Origin of the sequence: Micromonospora sp. CPM1, assembly GCF_023896895.1 — a bacterium.
Taxonomy (GTDB): domain Bacteria; phylum Actinomycetota; class Actinomycetes; order Mycobacteriales; family Micromonosporaceae; genus Micromonospora; species Micromonospora tulbaghiae.
The window spans coordinates 236,095-252,283 of sequence record NZ_JAMHIU010000008.1; the positions used below are offsets into that span (position 1 = coordinate 236,095).

The 16,189-nt window shown below is 72.3% G+C and carries 16 protein-coding genes; 8 read left to right on the top strand and 8 right to left on the bottom strand.

Going from position 1 to position 16,189, the window contains the following annotated elements; genetic code table 11:
* The first annotated feature begins 32 nt into the window (after positions 1 to 32).
* Together sucC and sucD are read left to right on the top strand one after the other, a co-directional pair.
* Entirely contained in the window at positions 33 to 1,211 is a 1,179-nt protein-coding gene (sucC, locus tag M8C11_RS12665) for an ADP-forming succinate--CoA ligase subunit beta (RefSeq protein WP_073828859.1), read from the top strand.
* A gap of 2 nt (positions 1,212 to 1,213) precedes the next feature.
* Positions 1,214 to 2,101 (top strand): succinate--CoA ligase subunit alpha, encoded by an 888-nt coding sequence (gene sucD, locus M8C11_RS12670; protein ID WP_121683015.1) that lies wholly within the window; start codon positions 1,214 to 1,216, stop codon positions 2,099 to 2,101.
* A 57-nt stretch (positions 2,102 to 2,158) separates the two neighbouring features.
* On the opposite strand, the gene M8C11_RS12675 is transcribed toward sucD, so the two are convergent.
* Positions 2,159 to 2,428, bottom strand: coding sequence for a DUF4190 domain-containing protein (locus M8C11_RS12675; RefSeq protein WP_120573175.1), 270 nt, complete (start codon positions 2,426 to 2,428; stop codon positions 2,159 to 2,161).
* 158 nt (positions 2,429 to 2,586) lie between these two features.
* Between M8C11_RS12675 and M8C11_RS12680 the strand changes: the two genes are divergently transcribed.
* The gene (locus M8C11_RS12680) at positions 2,587 to 3,873 is read left to right on the top strand and encodes a DUF6350 family protein (RefSeq protein ID WP_252449649.1); all 1,287 of its coding nucleotides are present in this window, start codon (positions 2,587 to 2,589) and stop codon (positions 3,871 to 3,873) included.
* 86 nt (positions 3,874 to 3,959) lie between these two features.
* On the opposite strand, the gene M8C11_RS12685 is transcribed toward M8C11_RS12680, so the two are convergent.
* A complete protein-coding gene (locus tag M8C11_RS12685) occupies positions 3,960 to 4,466 on the bottom strand; it encodes a DUF4190 domain-containing protein (protein ID WP_252449650.1) in 507 nt (168 codons plus the stop codon).
* 35 nt (positions 4,467 to 4,501) lie between these two features.
* The gene (locus M8C11_RS12690; protein ID WP_121683018.1) at positions 4,502 to 4,798 is read right to left on the bottom strand and encodes a CD225/dispanin family protein; all 297 of its coding nucleotides are present in this window, start codon (positions 4,796 to 4,798) and stop codon (positions 4,502 to 4,504) included.
* Positions 4,799 to 4,976: 178 nt separating this feature from the next.
* Here M8C11_RS12690 and purN point away from each other — a divergent pair, with 178 nt between their 5' ends.
* The 3 genes from purN to M8C11_RS12705 all read left to right on the top strand — a co-directional run bounded on the left by purN (position 4,977) and on the right by M8C11_RS12705 (position 7,763).
* A complete protein-coding gene (purN, locus tag M8C11_RS12695) occupies positions 4,977 to 5,597 on the top strand; it encodes a phosphoribosylglycinamide formyltransferase (protein WP_120573179.1) in 621 nt (206 codons plus the stop codon).
* Complete coding sequence (gene purH, locus M8C11_RS12700) at positions 5,594 to 7,168, top strand: bifunctional phosphoribosylaminoimidazolecarboxamide formyltransferase/IMP cyclohydrolase (protein ID WP_252449651.1); 1,575 nt, start codon at positions 5,594 to 5,596, stop codon at positions 7,166 to 7,168. Before purN ends, purH begins: the two co-directional genes overlap by 4 nt.
* Before the next feature lie 145 nt (positions 7,169 to 7,313).
* The gene (locus tag M8C11_RS12705; protein ID WP_252449652.1) at positions 7,314 to 7,763 is read left to right on the top strand and encodes a hypothetical protein; all 450 of its coding nucleotides are present in this window, start codon (positions 7,314 to 7,316) and stop codon (positions 7,761 to 7,763) included.
* A gap of 220 nt (positions 7,764 to 7,983) precedes the next feature.
* Here the strand turns inward: M8C11_RS12705 and M8C11_RS12710 are convergent, their stop codons facing one another.
* The 5 genes from M8C11_RS12710 to M8C11_RS12730 form a co-directional block, all read right to left on the bottom strand.
* Positions 7,984 to 9,012 carry an ABC transporter ATP-binding protein gene (locus M8C11_RS12710; RefSeq protein ID WP_120573182.1) on the bottom strand — a complete coding sequence of 343 codons (1,029 nt, stop codon included), beginning with the start codon at positions 9,010 to 9,012 and terminating at the stop codon, positions 7,984 to 7,986.
* Positions 8,996 to 10,033 carry an ABC transporter ATP-binding protein gene (locus M8C11_RS12715; protein WP_252449653.1) on the bottom strand — a complete coding sequence of 346 codons (1,038 nt, stop codon included), beginning with the start codon at positions 10,031 to 10,033 and terminating at the stop codon, positions 8,996 to 8,998. The genes M8C11_RS12710 and M8C11_RS12715 overlap by 17 nt, the downstream gene beginning before the upstream one ends.
* Positions 10,034 to 10,099: 66 nt before the next feature.
* Positions 10,100 to 11,056 (bottom strand): ABC transporter permease, encoded by a 957-nt coding sequence (locus M8C11_RS12720; RefSeq protein ID WP_120573183.1) that lies wholly within the window; start codon positions 11,054 to 11,056, stop codon positions 10,100 to 10,102.
* 18 nt (positions 11,057 to 11,074) lie between these two features.
* Positions 11,075 to 12,013, bottom strand: coding sequence for an ABC transporter permease (locus tag M8C11_RS12725; RefSeq protein WP_120573184.1), 939 nt, complete (start codon positions 12,011 to 12,013; stop codon positions 11,075 to 11,077).
* 88 nt (positions 12,014 to 12,101) lie between these two features.
* A complete protein-coding gene (locus M8C11_RS12730) occupies positions 12,102 to 13,700 on the bottom strand; it encodes an ABC transporter substrate-binding protein (protein ID WP_252449654.1) in 1,599 nt (532 codons plus the stop codon).
* Between the two features lie 391 nt (positions 13,701 to 14,091).
* Here M8C11_RS12730 and M8C11_RS12735 point away from each other — a divergent pair, with 391 nt between their 5' ends.
* Both M8C11_RS12735 and M8C11_RS12740 read left to right on the top strand, forming a co-directional pair.
* A complete protein-coding gene (locus tag M8C11_RS12735) occupies positions 14,092 to 14,955 on the top strand; it encodes a bifunctional methylenetetrahydrofolate dehydrogenase/methenyltetrahydrofolate cyclohydrolase (protein ID WP_120573186.1) in 864 nt (287 codons plus the stop codon).
* A 98-nt stretch (positions 14,956 to 15,053) separates the two neighbouring features.
* Complete coding sequence (locus tag M8C11_RS12740) at positions 15,054 to 16,004, top strand: malate dehydrogenase (RefSeq protein WP_252449655.1); 951 nt, start codon at positions 15,054 to 15,056, stop codon at positions 16,002 to 16,004.
* Positions 16,005 to 16,189 lie beyond the last annotated feature (185 nt).

A 16,189-nucleotide genomic window follows, 5' to 3' on the forward strand; every position in this document is an offset into this window, starting at 1 on the left:
CGCGCCGCGGAGACGGGACGGGACGCGCAATCGTGGACCTGTACGAGTACCAGGGGCGGGACCTGTTCGAGCGGCACGGCTTGCCCGTGCTCGCCGGCGGCGTCGCCACTACCCCGGAGGAGGCCCGCGCGATCGCCGAACGCCTCGGCGGCCGGGTGGTCGTCAAGGCGCAGGTGAAGGTCGGTGGCCGCGGCAAGGCCGGCGGCGTGAAGCTGGCCGAGGGCGCGGAGGAGACGGTGGCCCGCGCCACCGACATCCTCGGCATGGACATCAAGGGTCACACCGTCCACAAGGTCATGATCACCGTGACCGCGGACGTGGCCGAGGAGTACTACTTCTCGTACCTGCTCGACCGGGCGAACCGCACCTTCCTCTGCATCGCCAGCGTGGCCGGCGGTATGGACATCGAGCAGGTCGCGGCCGAGACCCCGGAGCGGGTCGTGAAGGCGCCGATCGACGCCAACACCGGCGTGGACGAGGCCAAGGCGCGCGAGATCGTCACCGCGGCCGGCTTCCCGGCCGAGATCGCCGACCAGGTGGTCGACGTCGCGGTCAAGCTGTGGCAGGCGTTCGTGGCCGAGGACGCCACGCTCGTCGAGGTGAACCCGCTGGCCACCACCAAGGACGGCAAGCTGCTGCTCCTGGACGCCAAGGTCACCCTGGACGAGAACGCCGCGTTCCGGCACCCGGACCACGAGGCCCTGGTCGACCAGGCGTCGGTGGACCCGCTGGAGCAGGCCGCGAAGGCCAAGGACCTCAACTACGTCAAGCTCGACGGCGAGGTCGGCATCATCGGCAACGGCGCGGGCCTGGTCATGTCCACGCTCGACGTGGTCGCGTACGCGGGCGAGCGGCACGGCGGCGTCAAGCCGGCCAACTTCCTCGACATCGGCGGCGGCGCGAGCGCCGAGGTGATGGCGAACGGCCTGGAGATCGTCCTGTCCGACCCGTCGGTCAAGAGCGTCTTCGTCAACGTCTTCGGCGGCATCACCGCCTGTGACGCGGTCGCCAACGGCATCGTGCAGGCGCTGGCGCTGCTGGAGCAGCGCGGCGAGAAGGCCACCAAGCCGCTCGTCGTCCGCCTCGACGGCAACAACGCCGAGGCCGGTCGGGCGATCCTCGACGGCGCGGCCAACCCGCTGATCCAGCGGGTCGACACCATGGACGGCGCGGCCGAGCGGGCCGCCGAGCTGGCAGCTGCGGGGGTCTGACAATGGCTATCTGGCTGACCAAGGACTCCAAGGTCATCGTGCAGGGGATGACCGGTTCCGAGGGTTCCAAGCACACCCGGCGGATGCTCGCCGCCGGCACCAACGTGGTCGGCGGCGTCAACCCGCGCAAGGCCGGCACCACTGTCGACTTCGACGGCACCGAGCTGCCCGTCTTCGCATCCGTCGCGGACGCGATGAAGGAGACCGGCGCGGACGTCACTGTCATCTTCGTGCCGCCGCAGTTCACCAAGGCCGCCGTGGTCGAGGCGATCGACGCCGGCATCGACCTGGCCGTGGTGATCACCGAGGGCGTCCCGGTGCACGACACCGCCGCGTTCTGGGCGTACAACAAGTCCAAGGGCGAGCGCACCCGGATCATCGGCCCGAACTGCCCGGGCATCGCCTCGCCGGGCGCGTCGAACGCCGGCATCATCCCGGCCGACATCACCGGCTCCGGCCGGATCGGCCTGGTCAGCAAGAGCGGCACGCTGACCTACCAGATGATGTACGAGCTGCGCGACATCGGCTTCTCCACCTGCGTCGGCATCGGCGGTGACCCGATCATCGGCACCACCCACATCGACGCCCTGGCCGCCTTCGAGGCGGACCCGGAGACCGACGCCATCGTCATGATCGGCGAGATCGGCGGCGACGCCGAGGAGCGGGCGGCCGAGTTCATCAAGGCCAACGTCACCAAGCCGGTGGTCGGCTACATCGCCGGCTTCACCGCCCCGCCCGGCAAGACCATGGGCCACGCCGGCGCGATCATCTCGGGCTCGGCGGGCACCGCCGACGCCAAGAAGGCGGCGCTGGAGGCGGTGGGCGTCAAGGTCGGCAAGACCCCGACCGAGACCGCCAACCTGATGCGGGAGATCATGTCCGGCCGCTGAGCGGTCGGAGCGACGTGCCGAGGGGGTCGACCGGGGAACCGGTCGGCCCCCTCGCGTTCAGCGGTACCAGTACGGGTAGTACGAGTTGCCCCGGGCGCGCACGATGGCGCTGGCGACGATGTTGATCACACCGAACGCGATGGCCAGCCAGCCCAGCAACTGGGACTTGCCGTTGCGCCGGGCGTCGCGGATCGACAGCGCGCCGAAGACGATGCCCAGGATGCCGCAGCAGAACAGGCCGAAGACGATGCCGAGGACGCCCCAGAGCGTGGTCCGGTCCCGGCCGACGGCCGGTGGCGGCGGGGGCGGCGGGTACGGAGCGTTCACGGCTTCCTCCGAGCGGTCGGCACCGCGACGGGAACGGTCGCGTCTGAGGCCGAGGCTAGACCGGATCACCGCCGTGGGACCGGGGTTCGGCGAACTCGCCACGCTGCCGACCGGGTATCGGACTGCCGTCCTCCGCGCGGCGTGCCAGAGTAGACACGATGTCACGCGTCACCCCTGACCAGCCCCGCCGTCCGGCCACCGGTCCCCCCGCCGGCGCCCGGCCGCCCGGCCGTGCCCGTCCGGCCGCCCGGGTGCCCGCGCCCCGATCGGGTGAGGAGCCCCGCAGCCGGGCCCCGCTGCCGGTCGCCGCCGGGGTGGCCGCGCTCTGGGCGGCGCTGACCTCCTGGCTGCCGGTCTCCGCCGTGCTGGGCCTCGCCCAGCTCAGCGAGGACGCCGGATCGCTCGGCGGCGCGTTGCGTGCCGGCCTGGCCGGATGGCTGCTCGGGCACGGCGTGCCGTTGGGCACCACCGCCGGCCCGCTCGGCCTCACGCCGCTCGCGCTCAGCGCGCTCGCCGTCTGGCGGCTCACCCGCGCCGGGGTGCACGTCAGCCGGGCCGTCGGCGCGCGCGGGGCCGGCTCGCCCCGCCAGGCGCTCACCGTCGCGGTCGCGGTCGGCATCGGGTACGCGCTGCTCGGCGCGCTCGCCGCGTTCGCCGTCGACGCGGGCGGCCTGCGGGTCTCCCCGGTCACCGCCGCGCTCACATTCGCCGCGTTCGGCATACCCGCCGCCCTGGTCGGCGCGCTGCGCACCACAGGCGTGTGGGCGCTGCTGGCGGCGCGCTGCCCACCGCCGGTGCGCGACGGTCTGCGCACCGGACTCGTCGCCGCGCTGCTGCTGTGCGGCGCGGGTGCCGGCGCGGCCGGACTGGCGGTGGCCACCGGTGGCGGCGACGCGGCCGACATGATCGGGGCGTACCGGACCGGGGTGGCCGGTCAGGCCGGCATCACCCTGGTCAGCATCGCCTACGCGCCCAACGCCACCGCCTGGTCGGCGAGCTATCTGCTCGGTCCCGGGTTCGCGGTCGGCACCGACACCGCCGTCCGTACGAGTGAGGTCTCCGTGGGCGCGCTGCCGGCCGTACCGTTGCTGGCCGGCCTGCCGCGCGGCCCGATGGACGGGCTGGGTGGCGCGCTGCTGGCGGTGCCGGTGCTGGCCGCGATGGCGGCCGGCTGGCTGCTGGCCCGGCGGCTGCTGCGCGCGGCGGCCGAGGAACGCGCCGAGGTGCGCTGGCCGGCGCTGCTGCTTCCGGCCGTGCTCGCCGGACCGGTCGCCGGCGCGCTGCTGGGGCTGTTCGCGGCGGCCTCCGGCGGGTCGCTCGGTGGTGGCCGGCTGGCCGAGGTCGGGCCGTCGCCGTGGGCGGTGGCCGCGGTGGCCACGCTCGTGATCGGGGTGGGCGCGGTGCTCGGCGCCGCCGCCACCCGCACGCTGACCCGCACCCGCTGACGCGCACCCGCTGACCCGCGCCGCCGGGGCCCGGAGAGGCGTCAGGGGCGCCCACCGGAAGGTGGACGCCCCTGGACGGCGGAGGATCAGGGCTGGGCCGGCAGGCTGACGTTGGCGACGATGCCCAGGATGATCAGGATGATGCCCAGGCCGGCGCCGACCGCGCCGCAGATCAGACCGGTCTTGGCCTGACCGTCGTTGTTGGCGAGCCCCTGCGCGGCCTTCTGGCGGCCCAGGTAGCCGGTGACGACAGCGGCGATACCCAGCGGGATGCCGAGGTAGAAGCAGCAGACCAGCGGGATCGAGGCGATACCGAGGATCATGGACACGAGGCCCAGCGTGTTGTTCGGGGTCTGACCCGCCCCGGCCGGGTAGCCGGCACCCGGGTACTGCGGCGCGGCGCCGTACGGCTGCTGCTGCGCGTACGGGTCCTGGCCGTAGGCGGGCTGACCCGAGGTGGGCTGGCCGTACGGCTGACCCGAGGTCGGCTGCTGGCCGTACTGCGGCTGGGCGTACGGGTCGTGCGGCTGGGCGGTCGGGTCCTGGTTCGGCTGCTGGCCGTACGGGTCCTGTCCGGGGTAACCGGGCTGCATGTCTGGGTGCTCCTCAGGTCGGTTCGGGTTGTCGGTCAGTTCGTGCCGCTGTTGCCGGCGAGACCAGCCAGGCCGCCGAGGAGGCAACATCCCACCACGATGACGGCGATCCAGATCAGACCGACGATGAGGGCCCACTTGGACCACTTCTTGGACTCGGCGGCTGCGGCCTGGGCGCCGGCGTAGTCACCCTGCTGGATCAGCGGGTTGACCTTCGACGCGTTGATGATGGCCGGGATCGCGAGCGGCCAGAACAGGAAGATCGCGACGATGGACATCGTCATGTTGTTGTCGATCTGCTGCGGCTGCTGCGGGGGGTATCCGGGCTGCATGGGAACTACTCCTCGGTCCGGCGGCACGCGGCGTGCCGGGTTCACTGGGGGTGCGGGCCGGGCACGGGGCCGGACACCGGGCGACCGGCAGCGTACCGCGATCACGCCACCGGGGAGGTCACCCGATGGGCCGCCGCCCCGCGGCCGGGCCGCCTGACCTGCCCGATAGGGTTGCCCGGTGACCGAGCCCGCGTCCGTCGCCCGCCTCGTCGTCCTCGTCTCCGGCTCCGGCAGCAACCTCCAGGCGCTGCTGGACGCCACCGCCGACCCCGGGTACGGCGCCCGGGTGGTCGCCGTCGGCGCCGACCGGGACGGGATCGCCGGCCTGGACCGGGCCGCCGCCGCTGGTGTGCCGTCCTTCGTCGAGCGCGTCAAGGACCACCCCACCCGCGCCGACTGGGACAAGGCGCTCACCGCGCGGGTCGCCGAGCACCGGCCCGACCTGGTCATCAGCGCCGGGTTCCTCAAGCTCGTCGGCCCGGAGTTCCTGGCCGCGTTCGGCGACCGCTACCTCAACACGCACAACACGCTGCTGCCGGCGTTCCCCGGCATCCACGGCCCCCGCGACGCGCTGGCGTACGGCGTCAAGGTCACCGGGGCCACCCTGTTCTTCGTCGACGCCGGCATGGACACCGGCCCGATCGTGGCCCAGGTCGCCGTGCCGGTGCACGACGACGACGACGAGGACGCGCTCACCGAGCGCATCAAGTCCGCCGAGCGGCGCCAGCTCGTCGAGCAGGTCGGCCGCCTGGTCCGTGAAGGTTGGACGATCACCGGAAGAAAGGTCACCATCCCGTGAACGCCACTGAGGACGCCGGCCGCCGCCCGATCCGGCGCGCGCTGGTCAGCGTCTACGACAAGACCGGCCTGGTCGAGCTGGCCCGCGCCCTGCACGAGGCCGGTGTGGAGATCGTGTCGACCGGGAGCACCGCGTCGACGATCTCCGGCGCCGGGGTGCCGGTGACGCCGGTCGAGCAGGTCACCGGCTTCCCGGAGATCCTCGACGGGCGGGTCAAGACGCTGCACCCGAAGATCCACGGCGGCCTCCTCGCCGACCTGCGCAAGGACGCGCACGCCGCCCAGCTCGACGAGCACGGCATCGCCGGCATCGACCTGCTGGTCTCCAACCTCTATCCGTTCCAGGCCACCGTCGCCTCCGGCGCCGACGCCGACGAGTGCGTGGAGCAGATCGACATCGGGGGTCCGGCGATGGTGCGGGCCGGGGCGAAGAACCACGCCTCGGTGGCGGTGGTGACCGACCCGGCCATGTACCCGGCGGTGGTGGCCGCGCTCGCCGAGGGCGGCTTCACGCTGGCCCGGCGCCGGGCGTTCGCCGCCCGCGCGTTCGCCGACATCGCCGACTACGACGTCGCGGTGGCCGACTGGTTCGCCACCACGGTGTCGCCGGCCGAGGACGGCTGGCCGGAGTTCGCCGGCCTGGCGCTGCGCCGCCAGGCGGTGCTGCGGTACGGCGAGAACCCGCACCAGGCGGCGGCGCTGTACACCGACCCGGGCGCGCCGGCCGGGCTGGCCCAGGCCGAGCAGTTGCACGGCAAGGAGATGTCCTACAACAACTACGTCGACGCGGACGCCGCCTGGCGGGCCGCGAACGACTTCCCGGACCAGCCGGCGGTGGCGATCATCAAGCACGCCAACCCGTGCGGCATCGCGGTCGGCGCGGACGTGGCCGAGGCGCACCGCAAGGCGCACGCCTGCGACCCGGTCTCCGCGTTCGGCGGCGTGATCGCGGTGAACCGGCCGGTGAGCGTGGAGCTGGCCGGTCAGGTCGCGGAGATCTTCACCGAGGTGCTCGTGGCGCCGGGCTTCGACGAGGGCGCGCTGGAGGTGCTGCGGGCCAAGAAGAACATCCGGCTGCTGCGGGCGCCCGCGTTCGCCACCCGGCCGGCCGAGTGGCGGCAGGTCAGCGGCGGCGTGCTGGTGCAGATGCGGGACGCCGTCGACGCGCCCGGCGACGACCCGTCCGGGTGGACGCTCGCCACCGGCGACCCGGCCGACGAGGCGACGCTGCGCGACCTGGCGTTCGCCTGGCGGGCGGTACGCGCGGTCAAGAGCAACGCGATCCTGCTGGCCCGCGACGGCGCCACCGTCGGCGTCGGCATGGGCCAGGTCAACCGGGTGGACTCGGCGCGGCTCGCGGTCAGCCGGGCGGGTGACGAGCGGGCCCGCGGCTCGGTCTGCGCCTCGGACGCGTTCTTCCCGTTCGCCGACGGCCCGCAGATCCTCATCGACGCCGGGGTGCGGGCGATCGTCCAGCCGGGCGGCTCGATCCGGGACGAGGAGACCATCGCGGCCTGCAAGGCGGCCGGCGTGACCATGTACCTCACCGGCACCCGGCACTTCTTCCACTGACCGGTCCGGCGTCCGGGTGCCGTCAGCCGTCCACACGGCGGACGCACCCGGACGCCGTGCCGTTGCCTGCCGCCGGAGGCGGTTGCTAGCGTGTGCGCGGCGACGATCGACCGTCTCCGCTGTCTGTGAGCCCGGCAGGTGTGCCATGCGCGTTCGCGACCGGTTGACCGCCGTCGTCGTCACGCTGGCGTTCGTCCTGGCCGGACTGGGATCGGCCGCCGCGCCCGCGGTCACCGCGCCGGCCGCCGAAGCGCTCGCCGCCGCCGCGCGGCCCGCTCCCGCCGCCGCACCACCCGCCGAAGCGTTCGCCGCCGCGCCGCCCGCTGCGGCCGCCGCCCCGGCGAGCGGAACGAGCCCGGTTGCGCTGCGTGCCGCGTACCCCGAAATCTCCTGGTCGGAGCTCGCCGCCGGGCCGTGGCACGACCACGGCGGCGGCCTCGGCTACGCCGACGGACCGGACGACCTGGCCCCGGCCGCGCTCCCGCGCGTGGCCGGCCCGGCCGTGCCGGAACCCGTCGTGCCCGCGCCCCGGCCGCTGGTCGTGCCGCTGCCGCCGCGCGGCCCGCTCGCCGCGCGCGCCCCGCCGGCCGCCTGAGCCGCACCGAACCCGCAGCCCACACCGGGACACCGCGCTCGCGCCGCACCGGAACCGCCGCGTCGACCCGGCGGTTCCGCCGCGAGCTGCCGTCCACCGGTACGGCGGCGCGCCTCACGCCGCCGGGTCCGCCTCGGGTTCGTCCCGGGTCCGCCTTCCGCACGCGTGCCCGTATCGGAGGCCCCGCCCCCTCTTCCTCCGGGGGACGGGGCCTTCGTCGTCACGCCTCGGTGCGCACCTCGGCGAAGTGGCAGGCGCTGGGGTGCGGGTCCGCCGCGCGGGGCACCGCCTGCGGGTCCTGGGTCGCGCAGACCTCCTCGGCCTTCCAGCAGCGGGTCCGGAAGTGGCAGCCGGACGGCGGCTCGGCCGGGCTGGGCACGTCGCCGGTGAGCCGGATGATGGTCCGCCGGTCGCGGGCCTCCGGGTCGGGCACCGGCACCGCCGACAGCAGCGCCTGGGTGTACGGGTGGGTCGCGCGCTGGTAGATCTGTTCCTCGGTGCCGATCTCCACGATCCGGCCCAGGTACATCACCGCCACCCGGTCGGAGATGTGCCGCACCACGGAGAGGTCGTGCGCGATGAAGATGTAGGACAGCCCCAGCTCGTCCTGGAGCTGTTCCAGCAGGTTGATCACCTGGGCCTGGATCGAGACGTCCAGCGCCGACACCGGCTCGTCGCAGACGATGATCTCGGGCCGCAGCGCGAGCGCCCGGGCGATGCCGATGCGCTGCCGCTGACCGCCGGAGAACTGGTGCGGGTAGCGGTTGACGTGCTCCGGGTTGAGCCCGACCACGTCCAGCAGCTCCTGCACCCGCTGCCGCCGGCTGCGCTTCGGGGCGGCCTCCGGGTGGATCTCGAACGGCTCGCCGATGATGTCGCCGACCGTCATCCGCGGGTTCAGCGAGGTGTACGGGTCCTGCATCACCATCTGCATGTTCCGGCGCAACCGGCGCAGGTCCGCCCCGGTCGCCCGGAGCAGGTCGCGCCCCTCCAGCGTGACCCGCCCGGCCGTCGGCGTCTCCAGGCGCATGAGCAGCCGGGCCAGCGTGGACTTGCCGCAGCCGGACTCGCCCACCACGCCGAGCGTCTCGCCGCGCCGCAGCTCGAACGAGACGCCGTCGACGGCCTTGACCTGGCCGATGGTCTTCTTGAACAGCACACCCTGGCTGATCGGGAAGTGCTTGACCAGCTGGTCGACGGCGAGGATCGTCTCGCCGCGCACCTTGGCGGGTTCAGCCGTCGCGGTCATCGTGCACCTCCTGGGCGAAGTGGCACGCGCTGGTCCGCCCGTCGGCGAGCACCAGGTCGTGCGGCACCTCGTCCACGCAGACCTGCTGGACGTACGGGCACCGGGGGTGGAACGGGCAGCCGGACGGAATCGCCATCAGGTTCGGCGGCAGCCCGCGGATGCTGGACAGCGCCTGGCCGCGCACGTCCAGGCGCGGGATCGACTCCAGCAACCCCTTCGTGTACGGGTGGGCCGGCGCCCGGTACAGCGCGTGCACGTCGGCGTGCTCGACGATCCGGCCCGCGTACATGACCGCGATCCGGTCCGCCACACCGGCGACCACGCCCAGGTCGTGGGTGATCAGGACGAGCGCCATGCCGAGGTCCCGGCGCAGATCGGCCAGCAGGTCCATGATCTGCGCCTGCACCGTGACGTCCAGCGCGGTGGTGGGCTCGTCGGCGATCAGCACCTTCGGGTCCAGCGCCAGCGCCATGGCGATCATGACGCGTTGCCGCATACCGCCGGAGAACTGGTGCGGGTAGTCGCCGAGCCGCTTCGCCGCGGCCGGGATCCGGACCAGGTCCATCAGCTCGACGGTGCGCCTGCGCGCGTCGGCGCGCGACATCCCGGCCCGCTCGCGCAGTGACTCGCCGATCTGCCAGCCGACCGGGAAGACCGGGTTCAACGCCGACAGCGCATCCTGGAAGATCATCGCGATCTCGGCGCCGCGTATCTGCCGGCGTTCCTCCTCCGGTCGGGTGAGCAGGTCCCGCCCCTGGTAGAGGATCTGCCCGGCGCGCACGTACGCGGGCGGGGTGTCCAGGATGCCCATGATCGCCTGCGCGGTGACGGACTTGCCGGAGCCGGACTCGCCCAGCACCGCGAGCGTCTCACCGGCGTCCAGGTGGTACGTCACCCCGTTGATCACCCGGGCCACGCCCTCCCGGGTGCGGAACTCGACGTGCAGGTCCCGTACCTCCAGCAGGTGCCCGCCGGGCGGGGTGGGTGAGGCCGGCGTGGGCCGGACCGCGTTCTGCGTCATGGCTGTGCCTGCCTTTCGCTCGCGACTGCGGGGCTCGCTGCGCTCACTCCTCGCGCTCGCACCGGGTCACCGCAGCTTCGGGTCGAAGGCGTCGCGGATCGCGTCGCCGAGCATGATGAAGGCGAGCACGGTCAGGGCGAGGAATGTCGACGGCACGATCAGCGGCGTCGCCGACTCCCGCATGTGCACCCGGCCGGCGTCGATGTCGATGCCCCAGGAGATGGTCGGCGCCTTCAGCCCGATGCCGAGGAAGCTCAGCGTCGCCTCGGCCGCGATGAACGACCCGAGCGCGATGGTGAGCACCACGATGGCCGGGGCGAGCGCGTTCGGCAGGATGTGCCGCCACATGATCCGGCCGTTGCCCGCCCCGAGCATCCGGGCCGCCGCCACGTAGTCCTGCTCCCGGGCGGTGATCACCGAGGAGCGGACCACCCGGGCCGCCGTGGTCCAGCCGAGCAGCGCCAGGACGAGGATCACCGCGAACAGCCGTACCGTGTCGCCGCTGGTGCTGACACGCTTGAGCAGCACGATCGCGGCCAGCAGCAGCGGGATGCCGAGCACGATGTCGATCACCCGGGACAGCACCGCGTCGATCCACCCGCCGAAGTAGCCGGCGAGCATGCCGACGACGAGCGCGATCACACCGGTGATCAGCGCGGAGAGCGCGCCCACGAGCAGCGAGGCGCGGGCGCCGTAGACCGCCCGGGCGAACGTGTCGCAGCCCTGGAAGTCGTACCCGAAGATCGCCCCGCCGGACGGCCCGGCGTGCTGCCGGGAGAGCACGCAGTCGCGCGGGTCGTTGGCGGCGAACAGCCCGGGCGCCACCGCCATCGCGGCGACCAGCACCACCAGGAGCAGGCTGATCCAGAAGACCGGGTTGCGGCGCAGGTCCCGCCAGGCGTCACCGGCCAGGCTGCGGGCCCGGTCCGGCCGCCCGGCCCGGCCCGGCGTGCCCGGTTCGCCGGAGACGCCGCGCCGCGCGGCCTGGTTCTCCGTGGCCGCCACCGTCTCGAAGTCGCTCACTGCGGCACCTCGCTGCGCTCACTCATAGCGGATCCTCGGGTCGAGGACGGCGTAGAGCACGTCCACCACCAGGTTGGACAGCAGGTAGACCACGACGAGCACGCTGACGATGCCGACCACCAGCGGGCCGTCCTCGGTGCGGATGCCGCGGAACAGGTTGAAGCCGACGCCCGGGACGTTGAACACGCCCTCGGTGATGATCGCGCCGCCCATCAGGTTGCCCAGCTCGACGCCGAGGAAGGTGACCACCGGGATGAGCGAGTTGCGCAGCACGTGCACCCCGACGATCCGGCGTCGCCGCAGCCCCTTGGAGCGGGCGGTCCGGACGTAGTCGGCGCGCAGGTTCTCGGTCACCGAGGTACGCGTCAGCCGCAGCGCGGTGGCCAGGGACAGCGAGCCGAGCACGATGCCGGGCAGCAGCAGCGCGTAGAAGGACGGCTGGGCTCCGGCGGTGGGCGGGAAGACCGGCCACCGGACGCCGAGGAAGTACTGGGCCAGCGGGGCCAGCACGATCGTGGGGATGCCGAGCACCAGCAGCGTGAGCACGAGCGTGGCGTGGTCGAACACGCCGGAACGCCGGATCGCCGCGATCACGCCCGCGGTGACCCCGAAGATCACCGTCACGGCCATCGCGATCACGGCCAGCTTCAGGGTGACCGGCCAGGCGGCGGCGAGGATGTCGCTGATCTGCCGCCCGGTCAGCGACTGCCCGAGGTCGCCCTGGACCAGGCCGCCCAGGTAGTCGAAGTAGCGGTAGAAGAAGCCGCCGACGCCTGTCGCGTCCAGGTGGTACTTCTCGGTCAGATAGGCCCGCTGCGCGGCGGTCACCGGCCGCTCCCCGGCGAGGGCCTGGATCGGGTCGCCCTGCCCGGCGAACATCAGCGCGTAGACGATCAGAGTGGTCCCGAAGAAGGCGAGGACCATCTGGAGCAGTCGCCGCAGGATGAACCGGAGCATGCTGGCAAGTCTGCCGAAACCGGGCTAAATGCGTGCCAATGCGAGGGCCGGGCCACCCGTGGGGGTGGCCCGGCCCGTCAGCGGGATGTCAGGCGCGTTCGATCTTCAGCAGGTCCACCCGGTCGAAGAGGTCCACGTGGACGTTCTTGACCTTGGTCGAGTGGCCGAAGTTGTTCTGCCCGTACCGGAGCGGGATCACCGGCATGTCCTGCGCGAGCAGGTCCTCCGCCGCCTGGTACTTCTTGATCGCCTCGTCCTCGGTCGCCGCGCGGGCGCCCTCGGCGAGCAGCTTGTCGAACTCCGGGTTGCTGTAGCCGTAGTAGTTCGACGAGCCGGTGGTGCTGTACAGCGGGCCGAGGTAGTTCTCCATCGACGGGTAGTCCATGACCCAGCCCATCCGGAACAGGCCGACCGGCTGCTTCTGCTTGAGCTTGGTCAGCAGGTCCGCGAACTTCGGCTCGGCGGTGCCGACGCAGTCCACGCCCAGGTTGGCCTTGAGCTGGTTGCAGGTGGCGTCGATCCAGTCCTTGTGGCCGCCGTCGCCGTTGTAGGACAGCTCGATCTTCTTCGGGCCGCCCGCGGCCTCGTACATGGCCTTGGCCTTGACCGGGTCGAACGCGCCGGCGGTGCCGATGGTGTTCTCCCGGTAACCGGCGACCACCGGCGAGACGAACGAGCGGGCCGGCTGCTGCGAGTCCTTGAAGATCGACTTGGTGATCTCGTCCCGGTCGATCGCCATCGAGATCGCCTTGCGCACCTCGGGCTTGCTGAACTCCTCCTGGAACGTCGGGAAGGCCAGCACCTGCAGCGACGAGGCCGGGCTCTGCTGGAAGCGGTCACCCAGGTCGGTCGCGGCGGTCGACAGGTTCTCGGTCGGGATCGTCTTGATCACGTCGAGGTTGTCCGACAGCACGTCCGCGTACGCGGCGGTCGGCTGCTGGTAGATGCGGAACTCGACGCCGCCGACCTTGGGCTGCTGGCCCGGGAACGCGTCGTAGCGCTCCACCTCGACCTTGGCGTCGTGCTGCCAGTTGCCCTTCATCTTGAACGGGCCCTGGCCGATCGGCGCCTGCTCGTAGCCCTCGGCGAGCACGCCCGGAGCGGAGAAGGCCGCCTTGGGCAGCGGGTAGAAGGCGGTGTAGCCGAGCATGGACTTGAAGTCCACGTACGGCTGGCTGAGCGTCACGGTGAAGGTCAGGTCGTCGACCTTCTTCAGGCCGCTCATCGTCGTCGCCTTCGGGCTCTCGCCCTGGAGGTCGTCGTAGCCGGCCACCTTCTCGAAGAAGTAGCTGGAGTTCTGGCCGTTCGGCGCGTAGGCGCCGTAGTTCCAGGCGTCGATGTAGTTGTCGGCGGTGACCTTCTCGCCGTTGTGGAACGTGTAACCGGGCTTCAGCTTGACCGTCCAGACCTTGTTGTCCGACGTCGTCACCGAGTCCGCCGCCATCTCGTGCGGCTTGTTCGCCTCGTCGTAGTCGACGAGCGGGCTGAACAGGGCCGACAGGACCTGGGAGCCGCTCGTCTCGTTGGTGTTGGTGGGCACCAGGTGCTGCGGCTCGGCGATCTCGATCCGCACGGCCGCGTCGGAGTCGCCGGCACCGCCGCCGCCACCGCCCGAGCCGCAGGCCGTCAGGCCCAGTGTCACCGCGAGCGGGAGCGCGGCCCAGGCCGCGAGCCTACGAACACGCATGGAGTCTCCTCATCTCCTCACGCTGCGCGGTCGTCCCGGCACTGGGTGACTCTGCGCAACGAGCGGTAACGGTAGGTCGCGATCCGGCCCATCGACAACTAGTGCGTGGTCAACTGATGACGGATCGTGTCCGGCGAGCCTTGTCGCTGCCGCTCGTGGGTGCTAGCCCTCGCCCCTACCTGGCGTTTTGTTCGTCGCCGGTGGGCGGTTCAGGACGTGGTCGGAGGCATCTGAGGTGCCTGGGTCGTCTGCCCGATCCCTGCCTCTCCGGGTGCGCCCGGACCGTCGCGTCCCGGTGACTGGTCACTCTCCGTGACTTAAGGCACGTTGCGCAGCGTGATCGTCGGCCGTCGTCGTCCGGGTCCGCCCGGGGCCGTGAGACGATCACGACGTGACGGCGACGATCCTGGACGGCAAGGCCACCGCGGCGGAGATCAAGGACGAGCTACGAGCCCGGGTCAAGGCGCTCGCGGAACGCGGCATCACCCCCGGCCTCGGCACGGTGCTGGTCGGGGAGGACCCCGGCTCCCAGGCGTACGTCAACGGCAAGCACCGCGACTGCGCCGAGGTCGGTATCGCCTCGCTGCGGGTCACGCTGCCCGCCGACGCCACCCAGGAGCAGCTCGACGCGGCGCTCGCCGAACTGAACGCCGACCCGGCCTGCCACGGCTACATCGTCCAGCTCCCGCTTCCCGGGCACCTCGACACCCAGCGCGCGCTGGAGTCGATCGACCCGGACAAGGACGCCGACGGGCTGCACCCGGTCAACCTGGGCCGGCTCGTCCTCGGGTACGACGCGCCGCTGCCCTGCACCCCGCGCGGCATCGTGGAGCTGCTGCGCCGGCACGACGTGCCGCTGCGCGGCGCGAACGTGGCAGTGGTCGGCCGGGGCAACACGGTCGGCCGCCCGCTGGGTCTGCTGCTGACCCGGCGCAGCGAGAACGCCACCGTGACGCTCTGCCACACCGGCACGCTCGACCTGGCCGCGCACACCCGCGCCGCCGACGTCGTCATCGTCGCCGCCGGGGTGCCCGGGCTGCTCACCGCCGACATGATCAACCCGGGTGCGACGGTGGTGGACGTCGGCATCACGCGGGTCATCGGCGAGGACGGCAAGGGCCGCTACACCGGCGACGTGGATCCGGAGGTGGCCGAGGTCGCCGGCAAGCTCGTGCCGATGCCCGGCGGCGTCGGCCCGATGACCCGGGCGATGCTGCTGACGAACGTGGTCGAACGGGCCGAGCGGGCGGGCTGACACCCACCCAGGTCATAACCGTCCGCCCCTGGCCCGATCGGTGCCAGGATGGCTGATACGGTCCGGAAAACCGACTGGTATCAGGGAGTGGGACGACCATGGGTAAGAAGGTCACTGTCGTCGGCGCCGGATTCTACGGCTCCACCACCGCACAGCGCCTGGCCGAGTACGACGTCTTCGACACCGTCGTCATCACCGACATCGTGGAGGGCAAGCCGGCGGGTCTCGCGCTCGACCTCAACCAGTCCCGCGCGGTCGAGGGCTTCGAGACCAAGGTCGTCGGCGTCACCACCGGCCCGAACGGCGAGGGCTACGACGCCATCGAGGGCTCGGACGTCGTCGTCATCACCGCCGGCCTGCCGCGCAAGCCGGGCATGAGCCGGATGGACCTGCTGGAGACCAACGCCAAGATCGTCCGGCAGGTCTCCGAGAACGTCGCCAAGTACGCCCCGAACGCCGTCGTCATCGTGGTGTCGAACCCGCTCGACGAGATGACCGCGCTGGCCCAGCTCGCCACCCAGTTCCCCAAGAACCGGGTGCTCGGCCAGGCCGGCATGCTGGACACCGCCCGCTTCACCAACTTCGTCGCCGAGGCACTGAGCGTGCCGGTGAAGTCGGTACGGACCCTGACGCTCGGCTCGCACGGCGACACGATGGTCCCGGTGCCGTCGAAGAGCAGCGTGAACGGCAAGCCGCTGCGTGACGTCATGCCGGCCGAGCAGATCGAGGAGCTGGTCGTCAAGACCCGCAACGGTGGCGCCGAGGTCGTCGCGCTGCTCAAGACCGGCTCCGCGTACTACGCCCCGTCCGCCGCCGCGGCCCGGATGGCGAAGGCCGTGGCCGAGGACTCCGGCGCGGTCATGCCGGTCTGCGCCTGGGTCGACGGCGAGTACGGCATCTCCGGCGTCTACCTGGGTGTCGAGGCCGAGATCGGCGCCGAGGGCGTGAAGCGGGTCGTCGAGACCGACCTGGACGCCGACGAGCTGGCCGCGCTGAAGGAGGCCGCCGAGGCCGTCCGCGCCAAGCAGGGCGACGTCGCCAGCATGTGACGCCCGACCACCGCACAGAAGGCCCGCCGGCACGCGCCGGCGGGCCTTCTGCCGTCCCACCCGCCGTCCTCCCCGTTCTCCCCGTCGATCATGAAGTTGACGGCGGAAACGGAGATCGACCAGGCCGCCAACCTCATGATCGACGGGGCGGGGGCGGGGGCGGGGGCGGGGGCGAGGGCGAGGGG